This is a genomic window from Pseudomonas sp. NY5710, assembly GCF_013305665.1.
Classification (GTDB): domain Bacteria; phylum Pseudomonadota; class Gammaproteobacteria; order Pseudomonadales; family Pseudomonadaceae; genus Aquipseudomonas; species Aquipseudomonas juntendi.
Genome location: NZ_CP045554.1, coordinates 4,255,960 through 4,270,737, shown reverse-complemented (window position 1 = coordinate 4,270,737; position 14,778 = coordinate 4,255,960). Strand labels below are relative to the sequence as shown.

Here is a 14,778-nt window from a genome sequence, read left to right as displayed (position 1 = left end):
CAGCCCTATCGCTACGCTTGAGGAACATACCGATGGCCAAACGGCGCAACCAACCCACCGCTACGGCCCCGCCCACCGTGGGTGAAGGCTGCCTGGCGCGCTACGACCCGCAAGCGCTGGCCGACACCGACGGCACCGATTTCCCCGGCGCCGCCGAATTGTGGCAGCGGCTCAACCCGCCTGGCGCCGCCAGCGCGCCAGCAACGGACGCGCCAGCAGGCACACGAACACCGGCCCGCCTGCCAGCAGGTAGAAGTAATAAGTGACCGCCCGCCAGATGAGGATCGCCGCGGCTGCGGTGGAACTGCCCACCAGCGGCGTCAGCAGGCTTGCCGACGTCAGCTCGGCCGCACCTGCCCCACCCGGTAGCAGGCTGAATTGCCCGGCACTGAGCGACAGCATCTGCACCAAAAAGCTGGGGATCCATGCCAGCTCCCCGCCCAACCCCTGCAATACCAGGTACAACACGCTGAAGCGCAGCCCCCAGTGGACGCAGGTGAGGGTGAATACCAGCGCCAGCGTGCGCTTGGGCAACTGCCAGGTCTGCACCAGTGCCGCGATGAAGTGCAGCAGTTTGCGGGCCCAGCGGCGCTTGCGCGGTGCGGCCACGCCCAGGCGGTGCAGCAGCCTGCCGTTGAGGCGCATGAGCGCGCGGCGGTAGCGCAGCAAGCCGATCACCCCGGCCAGCGCGCTGCACAGCAGCAACGCACTGCCCAGCAGCATGCTTTGCTGGCTGTGACCCAGGCGGTGGAACAGTGCATAGCCAGCAATCGCCAGCATCGCGCAGAAAAAGAACAGCAAGTCGTTCAATTGGTCCATGGCGAACACGGCGCCACTGCGCGCCGGGCCGATGCGCTCGCGTGCCAACAGCGCCATCAGGGTCAACGGGCCACCACTGCCGCCGGGGGTGGTGCAAATGGCGAATTCGGTGGCCATCACCACGCCCAGGCTGCGCAGGTGCCCAAGCCTTGCGCCTTGCTGGCCCAGCAACAGGCGCAAGCGCATGGCGTTGATCACCCAGCACAGCAGGATCATGCCCAACAGGGTCAGCAACAGGCCGGTATCGAACCCTTGCAACCGGGGCAGCAGATCACTGCCGCCAAGCAGGGCTGGCACCAGCATTGCTGCGAAAAGTGCCAGGCCTAGCCAGGCCAGACGGCTCATGCGCTGACCTGGCGGTCCAGCCAGGCGGACTTGGTGAGGGGTTCGCGACCTTGAGCCATCAGGGTGCGCAGGGTATTGAGCCAGTACTCGCGGGAGCTACGGTGGCGCATGTCCACCGGGTGCAGGCCCAGGCGCAGCGTCTCGGCGTTCTGCCAGCGTCGGCATTGCCAGTCGCAAAGGGCTCGCGACAGCCCCCGGCGCCAGGCGCTGCGGGCGCTCCACACCAGCCCTGGCGCCTTGATCGGGGTGAACTCGGGCAAGCGGTACAGATGCTGCGGTGTACTGGTGTAGCGCAAAGGCAGCTGGCGCAGCGCCTGGCGGGTGCCTTCGCTCATCAACCAGGCTGGCGCCACGAAACCTGCCACCGGCCATCGCTGTTGTGCGAACACGGCCAGGCCCTGTTCCAGGCGCTGCAGGGCCTGCTGTTGGTCAAGGCCATAGAACTCGCCTTCGTGGGTATAGATGCGGCGCATGAAGAAGTCGCCTGGCGTGCGCGGCGGTGGGCCGTTGTCGGCATGGTAGTAGCCATGCAGCGCCAGTTCGTCGCCCTCGGCCAGGCGCCGTTCAAGCAGGCGGCAGAACGCCGGTGAGCGCAACAGCGGGTTGCGCTGGTGAAAGTCCGGAACCACCAGCCAAGTCATGGGCACACCGCCGATAGCGTCCACGGCCTCGACGAAAGGTTGGTAGTCGGGCCATGTTTCAGGCGCGACATCGTGCAGTACCAGCATCAGGCTGCGCGGTGCGGGGCGTGGTTCAAGCATGGGCGCGCACCTGAGGCTGATGGCCGAGCACGGCCTGGTAATGCTGCAGCAGGCCCGCGACCACGTTGTCCCACGAGTAGTGCTGCTCGACGTGGCGGCGCGCCTGCGCGCCCAGCTTGCGCACACCTGCCTCGAATGCCTCGCGCACGGCTGTGGCCATGGCCTGGGCATCGTTGGCTGTACACAGGCGGCCGCACTGGTCATTGACGATTTCGCCAAAGGCACCCGCGCGCACGGCGACCACCGGCGTTGCACTGGCCATGGCTTCGAGAATGACCAGGCCGAAGGTTTCCTGGTCGCCGGCATGCACCAGCAGGTCGGCGCTGGCCATCAGCCGGGCGACTTCCTCGGGCGGGCAGAACTGGCCGATGACACTGACGTTGTCCGGCACATTGGCGGGCATGCCGGAGCCCACTAACAGCAGGTGGTAGGGGTGGCCTAGCTGCTGCATGCAGGCCAGCAATACCGGCAAGTTCTTTTCGCGCGAGCCACGCCCGGCGTAGATCAGCAGGCGGGTGGTATCGGCGATACCCAGTTCGGCACGCACATTGGCGTCGCGTTTGGACGGGTGGAACGTGGCCAGGTCCACGCCCAGCGGCTGTACGTGTACATCACGCACCCCCAGGCGGCGCAGTTTGTCGGCCATGACCCGGCTGGGGGCCAGCACCCGGTCGAAATTCCCGTACAGCTTGCTGACATAGGCCTCGACATTGGGCGTGAACCAGTTGCCCATGCGGTTGCTCACCAGCAGCGGCAGGTCGGAGTGGTAGAAGCCGATTACCGGTACGTCCAGCTGGCGCCGGGCCTCCAGCGCCGCCCAGGCAGTCAGGTACGGGTCGCCGACCTCGATCAGGTCTGGCTTGAGCGTGCGCAGGGTCTTGCACCATGGCGCCAGGCGAACCGGGAAGCGGTAGCCTTTGCCAAAAGGCAGCGGCAGTGCCGGTACTTGGTAGATGCCGTCGGCATTGTGGGCGCTGGCACCAGGAATCAACAGGCTATGGCGTACGCCCTGGATGGCGTCGAGGCGGTGATGTTTGGCATCAAGATAAGTTCGCACGCCACCGCTGGCGGGGGCGTAGAACATGGTGATGTCGGCGATGTGCACGATCAGCATCCCTCCGGGATCGTCTTTCGGGTCTGTCATCTGGCGCTTGGTTGGCGGCGATGACACGCCTAAAGGTTGACCTTTCAGAAGGATAGTTTGTTCGATCGGGGTTGCGCGGCACGCTGCCGGGGAGCGGGTGTACCTGCTTCCCCGGGACGCGTGGGACTAGATCCGGAAACTGCCCACCAGGTGCTTCAGGCGACCGGCCTGCTGCTCCAGGTCGGAGCACGCGCGCAGGGTGGCCTGCAGGTTCTCCACACCTTCCTGGTTGAGCATGTTGATCTCGTTGATGTCCATGTTGATGGCTTCGACCACGGCGGTCTGCTCTTCGGTGGCGGTGGCCACCGACTGGTTCATGCCATCGATCTCGCCAATGCGTACGGTTACGCTGTCCAGCCGTTCGCCAGCCTGGTTGGCGATCTGCATGCTGTCGTGGCTGTGGCGCTGGCTCTGATCCATGGTTTCGACCGACGCGCGGGCACCCACCTGCAGCTCTTCGATCATGGCCTGCACCTGTTGCGCCGATTCCTGGGTGCGGTGGGCCAGGTTGCGCACCTCATCGGCCACCACGGCGAAACCACGCCCGGCTTCACCGGCGCGGGCCGCTTCGATGGCAGCGTTCAAGGCCAGCAGGTTGGTCTGCTGGGAGATACTGGTAATCACTTCCAGAATCTGACCGATGTTCACGGTTTTGCTGTTGAGGGTCTCGATGTGTTCACTGGAGGTGACGATCAGGTCCGAGAGCCGGTTCATCGCCGCAATGTTTTGCTCGACCACCTGTTGGCCTTCTTCGGCCAGCAGCCGTGCGGAGCTGGCGTGCTGCGAGGCCTGGGCGGCGTTGCCGGCGATTTCCTGGGCCGCGGCACCCAGCTCGTTGATGGCCGCGGCCACGCTGTTGGTGCGGTTGGCCTGCTCATCGGAGTTGGTCATTGATGAGTTCGAGGCACTGATCACCCGCAGCGCCACTTCGTTGACTTGCTCGGTGGCCGAGGACACTTCGCGGATGCTGCTGTGGATACGTTCGACGAAGCGGTTGAAGGCGTTGCCGAGAATACCGAATTCATCGTGGTTATGGATGCGCAGGCGTTTGGTCAGGTCGCCTTCACCTTCGGCGATGTCTTCCATGGCGCGGGTCATTGTGTGCAACGGCTGCATCAGGACGCGAATCAGCAAGCCGAGCAAGGCGATGATGATGACCACGGCGACGATCGTGGCAACTACCGCCGAGGTGCGGAAAGTGCTCAGCATCGAGAAGGCCTTGGCCTTGTCCACCGACAGGCCGATGTACCAGTTGGCCGAAGGCAGGCCGGTGATCGGGGTGAAGGTCAGCAAACGCGCCTGGCCGTCGCTTTGCACTTCGGTCAGCTCGCTGGTCAGCTTGGGGGTGTGTTGCGGGAACAGGTCTGACAGTGACTTCATCACCAGGGCCTGGTCCGGGTGTACCAGGATCTTGCCCTGATCATTGACCAGGAAGGCATAGCCCATACCACCAAAGTCCAGCGAGTTGATGATTTGCACCAGACCGTCCAGGGTCAGGTCACCACCGACCACACCCACGCTGCTGGAGACCTTGCTGAGGATGCCGATGACCATCTTGTTGGTGGTCATGTCGATGTACGGCTCGGTCAACATGGCCCCGCTGGCATTCATCCCATCTTTGTACCAGGGCCGGGTGCGGGGGTCGTAGCCGTCGGGCATCTTCGCGTCTGGGCGGACACTGAAGCCGCCGTCGATCTTGCCCAGGTAAACGGTCAGGAAGCTGGAAAGCAGTGCGCGCTGGCCCATGAACGTTTCAGCGTTGGCCGGGTTCTGGGCAATGTTTTGCGCCAGGTTTTCCACCAGTTTGATCCGCCCGTCGAACAGGTTGCGGATGTTGGTAGACGTGGAAGTACCCATTTCAGCCAGGTAGTTTTCCAGGTCCTCGCGGATGGCATTACGCTGCAGGTAATCGTTGTAAAGGGTGAAAAGGCTGAAGGCGAGTATGACGATCAGTGAGGCGGCCAACAGTATCTTGTGGCTGAAACGCAGGCTTTTATTCATGGCGTAATCGGTTCCGCTAAGGTTTTAATCAGGGCGTTCGCACGAGTGAGGCCGCAAGGCTGTGCAATATCCGGAAAATCCCTTTTCGGTTGTTCCTCTCTTCTAAGGCGAATATCACCCGAAGGTATCGGCCGGTTTCAGTTAAAGCTTGAGCAGGGGATTAAAGAGATGTCGGAAACTTCGACCATAATTGTGGGATCGGGTCCGGATGGCCAGCCGCTCGGGCAAGCCATGCGCCTGGCCAACCGCCACGGCCTGGTGGCAGGCGCCACCGGTACAGGCAAGACCGTCACCTTGCAACGCCTGGCGGAAGTGTTCAGTGACGCCGGGGTCGCGGTGTTTGCCGCCGACGTGAAAGGCGACTTGTGTGGCCTGGGCGCCGCCGGTGCACCACAGGGCAAGGTGGCCGAGCGCATCGCCGGCATGCCGTGGCTTGGGCATACGCCACGGGCCTACCCGGTAACGTTGTGGGATATCGCGGGGCAGTCCGGCCACCCGCTGCGCACGACCCTCAGTGAAATGGGGCCGCTGCTGCTGGGCAATTTGCTTGAACTGACCGACAGCCAACAGGCGGCGTTGTACGCAGCGTTCAAGGTGGCCGACCGTGAAGGCCTGTTGCTGCTCGACCTGAAAGACCTCAAGGCGCTGCTTGCCCACCTGAAAGACAACCCGCAATTGCTGGGTGAAGACAGTGCGCTGATGACCACCGCCTCGACCCAGGCCTTGTTGCGCCGGCTGGCAACCCTCGAGCAACAGGGGGCCGAGGCGCTGTTCGGCGAGCCGGCGTTGCAACTGGAAGACGTGCTGCGCTCGGACCCCGATGGCCGCGGCCGGATCCACCTGCTTGATGCCAGCCGCTTGGTGCATGAGGCCCCCAAGGTCTACGCCACCTTCCTGTTGTGGCTGCTGGCCGAATTGTTCGAGCAACTGCCCGAGCGCGGCGATGCCGAAAAACCGCTGCTGGCGTTGTTCTTCGACGAGGCGCATCTGTTGTTCAACGGCACGCCCAAGGCGCTGCAGGAGCGTCTGGAGCAGGTGGTACGGCTGATCCGGTCCAAAGGTGTGGGTGTGTTCTTCGTCACCCAGTCGCCGGGTGACTTGCCGGATGCGGTGCTGGCCCAGTTGGGCTTGCGCATTCAGCATGGCTTGCGGGCATTCACAGCGAAGGAGCAGAAGGCATTGCGCGCGGTAGCCGATGGCTTTCGCCCCAACCCGGCGTTCGACACCTTGAGCGTGCTCACCGAACTGGGCATTGGCGAGGCGCTACTGGGGGCGCTGGAAGAGAAGGGCACCCCGGCCATGGTCCAGCGTGTGTTGGTGGCGCCGCCGCAATCGCGGATCGGGCCGTTGAGTGCAGCTGAGCGCGGTGCGCTGATTGCTGCTTCGCCGCTGGCCGGGCGCTATGACAAGCCGGTGGACCGTGAGTCGGCCTATGAAATGCTGACCCAGCGAAAAGGCGAGGCGGTGGAGCCGGCGCCGCAACCGAAGGCGGATGAAGAGAGCTTTGCCGACAAGGCCGGTGAGTTCTTGCAGAGTGCGGCGGGGCAGGCGATCAAATCGGCGGTGCGCCAGGCAGCCAACCAGTTGGGGCGGCAGCTGGTGCGGGGGTTGATGGGGTCGTTGTTGGGGGGCAAGAAAAAATAGTTGGCTGCCACCTGGACCGTAGCGAGCCTGGCCCTTGCGCACTGCCTGTGAGCCCTGTTGCCGATATGAAAAAGGCGCCCCGGGGGCGCCTTTTCTATTGCGGTGTCACTCAGCCAATGGCCTTGGACGCCAGCCAGAACAAGCCGGCCGCCAGGCCCATCGAGGCTGGCAGGGTCAGAACCCAAGCCATCAGGATGGTTTTGACGGTGCCACCTTGCAGGCCGCTTTTGTTGGCGACCATGGTGCCGGCCACGCCGGACGACAGCACATGCGTGGTCGACACCGGCAAGGCGAACACGTTGGCCATGCCGATGGCACAGGCTGCTGTGATTTGGGCCGACATGCCCTGGGCATAGGTCATACCCTGCTTGCCGATCTTCTCACCAACGGTCAGCACTACACGCTTCCAGCCCACCATGGTGCCCAGGCCCAGGGCCAGCGCAACGGCCACGATCACCCAGAACGGGGCGTATTCAGTGGTGGCGGTAAGGTCCTTGCGCAGTTTTTCCAGGTCGGCCTTTTCGCGGGCTTCCAGGCCAGGCAGCTTGCCAACCTTCTTCGCGGTGTCATCCAGGCACAGCAAGTAGCGGCGTACTTCAACGCGCTTCTCGGCAGCCAGGCTGTGATAGTCGGTCACGCCTTGCAACGAGGTCTGCAGTGCGGCGATGGTCGGCTCGGTCTGCTGCGGGTTGCAACTGAACTGCTCCGGCAGGTCGCTGGCCTTGGCCTTGCCCAAGGCCAGGAACTCGCCCAGGGTAGCGGCGTTGCGCTGGTAGAACTGGCTCATGTGCAGGGTGGCGTCGCGGGTACGCTCGATCTGATAGGTGGTGCTGTTCAGGTCGAGCACGAACTTGGCCGGGACGATGCCGATCAGCACCAGCATGATCAGGCCAATGCCTTTCTGGCCGTCGTTGGAGCCGTGCACGAAGCTCACGCCCATGGCAGAAACCACCAGGACCAGGCGGTTCCAGAAGGGCGGGTGCTTCTTGTCGTCGAGTTTACGGCGCTGCTCGGGGGTCTTGTGCATCTTCGACAGCGGGCGCCACCACTTCAAGCCGAGCAGCACCAGGGCGGCTACGGCGAAGCCGGCCATTGGCGAGACCACCAGCGACATGGCAATGTCGATGGCTTTCTGCCAGTTAACGCCGTCCCCCAACGGGATGTCGTTGATCAGGGCATTGGCCAGGCCGACACCCAGGATGGAACCGATCAGCGTGTGCGAGCTGGAAGCGGGAATACCGAAGTACCAGGTGCCAAGGTTCCAGGTGATGGCCGCGGCCAGCAAGGAGAAGACCATGGCCAACCCGTGCCCGGTGTTCACATTGATCAGCAACTCTACCGGCAGCAGGTGCACGATGGCGTAGGCCACCCCGACACCGCCCAGCAGTACGCCGAAGAAGTTGAACACGCCGGAGAAGAACACGGCGAGGTGGGGAGGCATGGCTTTGGTATAGATGACGGTAGCTACCGCGTTTGCGGTGTCATGAAAGCCATTGATGAACTCGAAGGCGAGTACGAAGGTCAAGGCGAGCAGCAGGCTCACCAACACCCAGGCATCCAGTCCGCTGAATAAATCGATCATGAAGGTTGTCTGGCGGTCATAGGGGGGGCGGGATTATGCCAGAAAACCTTGGCAATCGATGCACCTCCAACAGGCCAATGGCAGGGGCAAGCGCGCCAAAATTGCCCTATAAATGGAAACTCGCTGGAGGCTAAAATCTGCCTATATCCGTGAAGTGCGGCGAAAAGTGGGGTAAAGACCTGAAAATCCACATTTGGTATTAATTCAAACGAGCGTTTGAAATTTGTATAAATCCATTTCATGTCGCTTGGGTAATAAAGAGTGACACGCCCGGCCAAGCCGGGCGAACGCAGCGCTGCATTGACCAGGGTCAGGGGTTTTCGCTGCGTAGTTCCTTTTCCATCCGTTCCAGTTCCTGGCTGAAAGCCTGGTCGCGCAGGCTGGCGCGCTTGCGCCAGGGTTTGCGCTCCGGTTCCGTTTGGGCGGCATAGGTGGTGACTTCGCCGCCGTAGACATCCTTGTAACGTTCAGCCTGGCGCTCGAGTTCTGCGCGCAGTTCATCTTTCGTCACATGCAGTACCTGAATTAAGTGTAATCACGGGTGTAACGCGTTATGCGCTAGTGCACCCTGTTCCTGCCGCAACAGCTAGGTTCCACGGAAGGTTCCGTGAGCACAATAGCGTCACGACTGTGGGGCCGATTATAGCAACCGATAATTTGCCGAACATCGTTATTTGACCAGCATCGCCATCATCCGACGCAAGTTATGGCCTGTGTGGCTAAACGAGTTGGGGCTTTCTTACAAGTTTGAAAGGCATGCCGGGTAAAAGTTCGGGCAATGTGCTGAGGGGGGCGGGAATGAAAAACGGCCCCGCCGAAAGGCGAGGCCGTTGCCTGGGGACTTCTACGGTGGGTACCTGACCAGTCTCTCCAAAGAAGCCACATGTGGCAGGAGAAAGGTATAAGCAAAAGTGTCAGCGGTCAATTGCGATTATCGGCCGTTTGTTCGATAATCGCACGAGCCGGCGTTTTTTTTTGAGGTGTGCGATGAGTGACGAAACAGTGGACAACGCTGCTGCCAGCCCAGAGGCGGCACGGCCTGTTTTGGCGGCCATGGCGCCGCCGATCGTGGCCTCGCCGGCCAAGCGCATTCAGGCTTTCACCGGCGACCCGGACTTCATGACATCCCTGGCCCGTGGCCTGGCGGTGATTCAGGCTTTCCAGGAGCGCAAGCGCCACCTCACCATCGCCCAGATCAGCCACCGTACGGAAATACCCCGTGCCGCCGTGCGCCGTTGCCTGCACACGCTGATCAAGCTGGGCTACGCCACCACCGACGGGCGCACCTACTCGCTGCTACCCAAAGTGCTGACCCTGGGGCATGCCTACCTGTCATCCACGCCATTGGCGATTTCGGCCCAGCCTTACCTGGACCGCATCAGCGACCAGTTGCACGAGGCGGCCAACATGGCCACCCTCGAAGGTGACGACATCCTTTATATAGCCCGTTCGGCCACGGTCGAGCGCCTGATTTCGGTCGATTTGTCGGTGGGCGGGCGCCTGCCAGCCTACTGCACGTCGATGGGGCGCATTCTGCTGGCGGCGCTGGATGACACCAGCCTGCGCGAATACCTGGAGCGGGCCGACCTGAAGGCGCGCACCAGCCGTACCTTGCATGATGCTGAATCGTTGTTCGCCTGTATTCAGCAGGTCCGCGCACAAGGCTGGTGTGTGGTGGACCAGGAGCTGGAGCAGGGGCTGCGCTCGATTGCCGTACCGGTGTATGACGCGTCTGGGCAGGTGCTGGCAGCCCTGAACGTGAGTACCCACGTCGGGCGGGTTACACGCAGCGAACTGGAGCAGCGCTTCTTGCCGATCCTGCTGGCTGCCAGCCGGGACCTGTGCCACCAGCTGTTTGGTTGAGGGCGGGCGCTAGCGGTTTTTTGAACAGGCAAAACGGTTTCCTGTGCGATAAACGCACAGTGTCGCTCGCGGCGAATTGCTTCCCCTGCGCCTGCTGATTAATGTCTCTCGCAACGGTCGGCTGTGCCGACCGAACAAGAAAAACATGAGGCACTTACCATGCATACTGTCCCTAGGCTGCTGCGCTCGCACCCGCATGCAGTTTCGTTGTATCCAGGCTGACTCAGGCCATTTTCCCTAGCGTTGCCCACCTGTACCGGCTAGCCGAGTGCAATGGCCTGGCTGTGCCCCCTATTCTGGATAACAACAATGAACCAAGCGCAAACCAACGTCGGCGCAAGCCTTGACGTCCAGTCGTTCATCAATCAGCAACCGTTGTCCCGCTATCAGTGGCGGGTTGTGCTGCTGTGCTTTCTGATCGTCTTCCTCGATGGCCTGGACACGGCCGCCATGGGCTTCATCGCCCCGGCCCTGTCGCAGGAGTGGGGTATTGACCGTGCCAGCCTGGGCCCGGTGATGAGTGCCGCGTTGATCGGCATGGTTTTCGGCGCCCTGGGCTCGGGGCCGCTGGCCGACCGCTTTGGCCGCAAGGGCGTGCTGGTGGGTGCGGTACTGGTATTCGGTGGCTTCAGCCTGGCCTCGGCCTATGCCACCAACGTCGACCAACTGCTGGTGCTGCGCTTCCTGACCGGCCTTGGCCTGGGGGCGGGTATGCCCAACGCCACCACGCTGCTGTCGGAGTACACCCCAGAGCGGCTCAAGTCGCTGCTGGTCACCAGCATGTTCTGCGGCTTCAACCTGGGTATGGCCGGGGGTGGTTTCATTTCCGCGAAAATGATCCCGGCCTATGGCTGGCACAGCCTGCTGGTAGTCGGTGGGGTGCTGCCGTTGCTGCTGGCCGTGGTGCTGATGGTCTGGCTACCGGAGTCGGCGCGCTTCCTGGTGGTGCGTAACCGTGGCACTGACAGGGTGCGCAAGACCTTGTCGCCGATCGCCCCGCAGATGGTGGCCGAGGCGGCGAGCTTCAGCGTGCCGGAACAGAAGGCCGTGGCCGCCCGCAACGTATTCTCGGTGATTTTCTCTGGCACCTACGGCCTGGGTACCGTGCTGCTGTGGCTGACTTATTTCATGGGCCTGGTGATCGTCTATCTGCTGACCAGCTGGCTGCCGACCCTGATGCGTGACAGCGGCGCGAGCATGGAGCAGGCGGCCTTTATCGGTGCCTTGTTCCAGTTTGGTGGCGTGCTGAGTGCGGTCGGTGTGGGTTGGGCAATGGACCGCTTCAACCCGCACAAGGTGATTGGCATTTTCTACTTGCTGGCGGGGGTATTCGCCTACGCCGTAGGTCAGAGCCTGGGCAACATCACCTTGCTGGCGACGTTGGTACTGGTGGCGGGTATGTGCGTGAACGGTGCCCAGTCGGCCATGCCGTCGCTGGCGGCGCGCTTCTACCCGACCCAAGGTCGGGCGACCGGGGTATCGTGGATGCTGGGCATCGGCCGCTTCGGCGCGATTCTCGGGGCCTGGAGCGGCGCGACCCTGTTGGGCCTGGGGTGGAGCTTCGAGCAGGTGCTCACGGCGCTGCTGGTGCCAGCGGCGCTGGCTACTGTTGGGGTAGTGGTGAAGGGGCTGGTGAGTCACGCCGACGCCACCTGATAGCGAGGCCGCCACCGAGGGCAGCGCCGTGCGAAGGTGGGTAGCAAGGCAACAAACAGTTCGATAATCGCACGAATAGTCGATTATCGGATTGTAAGCTACCCACCGGCCTCCTTAATCTGAGCTTACTGAAGCACCCTGACCAGGAGCCTCCAATGCCACGTGCAGACCACCACCGAACCCACCGCAATCAAGCTGCCACCCCGCGTGACCTTGATGCCCGTACCGCCGCGGCCCATGGCCAGCCGGCAGGAGAAGCCTGATGCGAGACGTATTCATCTGTGACGCCATCCGTACCCCGATTGGCCGCTTTGGCGGTGCCCTGGCCGGTGTGCGTGCCGACGACCTGGCCGCCGTGCCGCTGAAGGCGCTGATCGAACGCAACCCCGGTGTGCAATGGGACCAGGTTGACGAGGTGTTCTTCGGGTGTGCGAACCAGGCAGGTGAAGACAACCGCAACGTGGCACGCATGGCGCTGCTGCTGGCCGGCCTGCCCGAAAGCATTCCGGGCGTTACCCTTAACCGCCTGTGTGCCTCGGGCATGGATGCCATTGGCACCGCCTTCCGCGCCATTGCCAGCGGGGAAATGGAGCTGGTCATCGCCGGTGGTGTGGAATCGATGTCGCGCGCCCCGTTCGTGATGGGCAAGGCCGAAAGCGGCTATTCGCGCAACATGAAGCTGGAAGACACGACCATCGGCTGGCGCTTCATCAACCCGCTGATGAAGAGCCAGTACGGCGTGGACTCCATGCCGGAAACCGCCGACAACGTGGCCGACGATTATCAGGTGTCGCGCGCCGACCAGGATGCTTTCGCCCTGCGCAGCCAGCAAAAGGCCGCTGCAGCGCAGGCAGCCGGCTTCTTTGCCGAAGAAATCGTGCCGGTGCGCATCGCCCACAAGAAGGGTGAAGTGATCGTCGAGCGTGATGAACACCTGCGTCCGGAGACCACTCTGGAAGCGCTGACCAAGCTCAAGCCGGTCAACGGCCCGGACAAGAGCGTCACCGCCGGCAATGCTTCGGGTGTCAACGATGGTGCGGCAGCACTGATCCTGGCCTCGGCTGAAGCCGTGAAGAAGCATGGCCTTACCCCGCGTGCCCGCGTTCTGGGCATGGCCAGCGGTGGCGTTGCGCCACGGGTGATGGGCATTGGCCCGGTCCCGGCAGTGCGCAAACTGACCGAGCGCCTGGGTGTGGCGGTGAATGATTTCGATGTGATCGAGCTCAATGAAGCGTTCGCCAGCCAGGGCCTGGCAGTGCTGCGTGAACTGGGCGTGGCCGATGATGCGCCGCAGGTGAACCCTAATGGCGGCGCGATCGCGCTGGGCCACCCGCTGGGCATGAGCGGTGCACGCCTGGTGCTGACGGCGCTGCATCAATTGGAGAAAAGCGGTGGTCGTAAAGGCCTGGCGACCATGTGCGTGGGCGTCGGCCAAGGCTTGGCGCTGGCCATCGAACGGGTTTGACCTGTCCTGGCCCCTTCGTGGGGCAAGCCGGGTGTCACAGCATGGTCGTTGCCCACTGCACAACGGCAAACTGTGGCAGCAGGCCTGCCCGGCGAAGGGGCCGGCACCTTCGACCCAAGGCCAATTGCCAGCCTCAAGGCGGAACGAGGTGTTACCAGGTATGTCTAGAATAACCTGGGACCCTTCAGGAGTAACCTCACCATGACCTCAACCTATTACACCGGTGAAGAGCGCAGCAAGCGTATCTTCGCTATCGTTGGTGCCTCTTCGGGCAACCTGGTGGAATGGTTCGACTTTTACGTCTATGCCTTCTGCGCGATCTACTTCGCCCCGGCGTTCTTCCCCTCCGACGACCCTACGGTGCAGTTGCTGAACACCGCGGGGGTATTCGCCGCAGGCTTCTTGATGCGCCCGATTGGTGGCTGGATCTTCGGCCGCCTCGCTGACCGCCATGGCCGCAAGAACTCGCTGATGATCTCGGTGCTGATGATGTGCTTCGGCTCGCTGATGATCGCCTGCCTGCCCACCTATGCCAGCATTGGCACCTGGGCCCCGGCGCTGCTGTTGCTGGCACGCCTGATCCAGGGCCTGTCGGTGGGTGGCGAGTATGGCACCACCGCCACGTACATGAGTGAGGTGGCCCTGCGCGGCCAGCGCGGCTTCTTTGCCTCGTTCCAGTACGTGACGCTGATCGGCGGCCAGCTTTTGGCCGTGCTGGTGGTAGTGATCCTGCAGCAGCTGCTGACCGAGGATGAGTTGCGCGCCTGGGGCTGGCGCATTCCGTTCGTGGTAGGGGCCATCGCAGCACTGATCTCGTTGATGCTGCGCCGCTCGCTGCACGAAACCAGCAGCGCCGAAACCCGTCAGGACAAGGATGCCGGCACGATCAAAGGCTTGTTCAGCAACCACGCTGCAGCCTTCATTACCGTGCTCGGCTACACCGCAGGGGGGTCGCTGATTTTCTATACCTTCACCACCTACATGCAGAAGTACCTGGTGAATACCGCTGGCATGACAGCGAAGAACGCCAGTTATGTGATGACGGCTGCGCTGTTCCTGTTCATGGTGCTGCAGCCGTTCTTCGGCATGCTGTCCGACCGGATTGGCCGACGCAACTCCATGCTGCTGTTCGGGGCGTTGGGAACGCTGTTCACCGTGCCGCTGCTGATGGCGTTGAAAACCGTGACCAGCCCGTTCATGGCCTTCGTGCTGATCAGCCTGGCACTGTGCATCGTCAGTTTCTATACCTCGATCAGCGGCCTGGTGAAGGCCGAGATGTTCCCGCCGCAAGTTCGCGCGCTGGGTGTAGGCCTGGCTTACGCGGTGGCCAACGCGGCATTCGGCGGCTCGGCCGAGTACGTGGCCCTGGGGCTGAAGACCATGGGCATGGAGAATACGTTCTACTGGTACGTGACAGCGATGATGGCGATAGCCTTCCTGTTCAGCCTGCGCCTGCCGAAGCAGGCCGAGTACCTGCACCATGATCATTAAGGAAGCT

11 protein-coding genes and 1 pseudogene are annotated in these 14,778 nt (G+C 62.7%); 5 read left to right on the top strand and 7 right to left on the bottom strand.

What is annotated here, in order from left to right:
* Window positions 1–171: 171 nt before the first annotated feature.
* The 5 genes and pseudogenes from gpgF to GEV39_RS26605 all read right to left on the bottom strand — a co-directional run.
* On the bottom strand, window positions 172–1,164 hold the full coding sequence (gene gpgF / locus GEV39_RS19675; protein ID WP_173890925.1) for a glucosaminyl phosphatidylglycerol flippase: 993 nt from the start codon (window positions 1,162–1,164) through the stop codon (window positions 172–174).
* The gene (gene gpgD, locus GEV39_RS19670) at window positions 1,161–1,925 is read right to left on the bottom strand and encodes an N-acetylglucosaminyl phosphatidylglycerol deacetylase (RefSeq protein ID WP_173890924.1); all 765 of its coding nucleotides are present in this window, start codon (window positions 1,923–1,925) and stop codon (window positions 1,161–1,163) included. Before gpgD ends, gpgF begins: the two co-directional genes overlap by 4 nt.
* Complete coding sequence (gene gpgS, locus GEV39_RS19665; protein WP_173891731.1) at window positions 1,918–3,039, bottom strand: N-acetylglucosaminyl phosphatidylglycerol synthase; 1,122 nt, start codon at window positions 3,037–3,039, stop codon at window positions 1,918–1,920. The genes gpgD and gpgS overlap by 8 nt, the downstream gene beginning before the upstream one ends.
* Window positions 3,040–3,195: 156 nt before the next feature.
* Window positions 3,196–3,960 (bottom strand): methyl-accepting chemotaxis protein, encoded by a 765-nt coding sequence (locus GEV39_RS26610; RefSeq protein ID WP_392483593.1) that lies wholly within the window; start codon window positions 3,958–3,960, stop codon window positions 3,196–3,198.
* A gap of 93 nt (window positions 3,961–4,053) precedes the next feature.
* Window positions 4,054–5,070, bottom strand: a pseudogene (locus GEV39_RS26605) (cache domain-containing protein); the annotation flags it as partial.
* A 168-nt stretch (window positions 5,071–5,238) separates the two neighbouring features.
* Here GEV39_RS26605 and GEV39_RS19655 point away from each other — a divergent pair.
* Window positions 5,239–6,714, top strand: a complete 1,476-nt coding sequence (locus tag GEV39_RS19655) for a helicase HerA-like domain-containing protein (protein ID WP_173890922.1) — start codon at window positions 5,239–5,241, stop codon at window positions 6,712–6,714.
* Between the two features lie 109 nt (window positions 6,715–6,823).
* Here GEV39_RS19655 and GEV39_RS19650 read toward each other — a convergent pair whose 3' ends face one another.
* Entirely contained in the window at window positions 6,824–8,296 is a 1,473-nt protein-coding gene (locus GEV39_RS19650; protein WP_173890921.1) for an inorganic phosphate transporter, read from the bottom strand.
* A 310-nt stretch (window positions 8,297–8,606) separates the two neighbouring features.
* Window positions 8,607–8,807, bottom strand: a complete 201-nt coding sequence (locus tag GEV39_RS19645; RefSeq protein ID WP_009685625.1) for a hypothetical protein — start codon at window positions 8,805–8,807, stop codon at window positions 8,607–8,609.
* Between the two features lie 476 nt (window positions 8,808–9,283).
* On the opposite strand from GEV39_RS19645, the gene pcaR reads away from it, so the two are divergent.
* The 4 genes from pcaR (at window position 9,284) to GEV39_RS19625 (ending at window position 14,771) form a co-directional block, all read left to right on the top strand.
* The gene (pcaR, locus tag GEV39_RS19640; protein ID WP_373875749.1) at window positions 9,284–10,159 is read left to right on the top strand and encodes a pca regulon transcriptional regulator PcaR; all 876 of its coding nucleotides are present in this window, start codon (window positions 9,284–9,286) and stop codon (window positions 10,157–10,159) included.
* A gap of 309 nt (window positions 10,160–10,468) precedes the next feature.
* Entirely contained in the window at window positions 10,469–11,815 is a 1,347-nt protein-coding gene (gene pcaK / locus GEV39_RS19635; RefSeq protein ID WP_173890920.1) for a 4-hydroxybenzoate transporter PcaK, read from the top strand.
* 259 nt (window positions 11,816–12,074) lie between these two features.
* Window positions 12,075–13,280, top strand: coding sequence for a 3-oxoadipyl-CoA thiolase (pcaF, locus tag GEV39_RS19630; RefSeq protein WP_173891730.1), 1,206 nt, complete (start codon window positions 12,075–12,077; stop codon window positions 13,278–13,280).
* Between the two features lie 201 nt (window positions 13,281–13,481).
* A complete protein-coding gene (locus tag GEV39_RS19625) occupies window positions 13,482–14,771 on the top strand; it encodes an MFS family transporter (protein ID WP_009685621.1) in 1,290 nt (429 codons plus the stop codon).
* Window positions 14,772–14,778: the final 7 nt, after the last annotated feature.

Excerpts from the sequence above, each read along its gene's own strand:
- gpgF (WP_173890925.1), bottom strand. The coding sequence starts at position 1,164 with ATGAGCCGTCTGGCCTGGCTAGGCCTGGCACTTTTCGCAGCAATGCTG.
- gpgD (WP_173890924.1), bottom strand. The coding sequence starts at position 1,925 with ATGCTTGAACCACGCCCCGCACCGCGCAGCCTGATGCTGGTACTGCAC.
- gpgS (WP_173891731.1), bottom strand. The coding sequence starts at position 3,039 with ATGCTGATCGTGCACATCGCCGACATCACCATGTTCTACGCCCCCGCC.
- GEV39_RS26610 (WP_392483593.1), bottom strand. The coding sequence starts at position 3,960 with ATGACCAACTCCGATGAGCAGGCCAACCGCACCAACAGCGTGGCCGCG.
- GEV39_RS19655 (WP_173890922.1), top strand. The coding sequence starts at position 5,239 with ATGTCGGAAACTTCGACCATAATTGTGGGATCGGGTCCGGATGGCCAG.
- GEV39_RS19650 (WP_173890921.1), bottom strand. The coding sequence starts at position 8,296 with ATGATCGATTTATTCAGCGGACTGGATGCCTGGGTGTTGGTGAGCCTG.
- pcaR (WP_373875749.1), top strand. The coding sequence starts at position 9,284 with ATGAGTGACGAAACAGTGGACAACGCTGCTGCCAGCCCAGAGGCGGCA.
- pcaK (WP_173890920.1), top strand. The coding sequence starts at position 10,469 with ATGAACCAAGCGCAAACCAACGTCGGCGCAAGCCTTGACGTCCAGTCG.
- GEV39_RS19625 (WP_009685621.1), top strand. The coding sequence starts at position 13,482 with ATGACCTCAACCTATTACACCGGTGAAGAGCGCAGCAAGCGTATCTTC.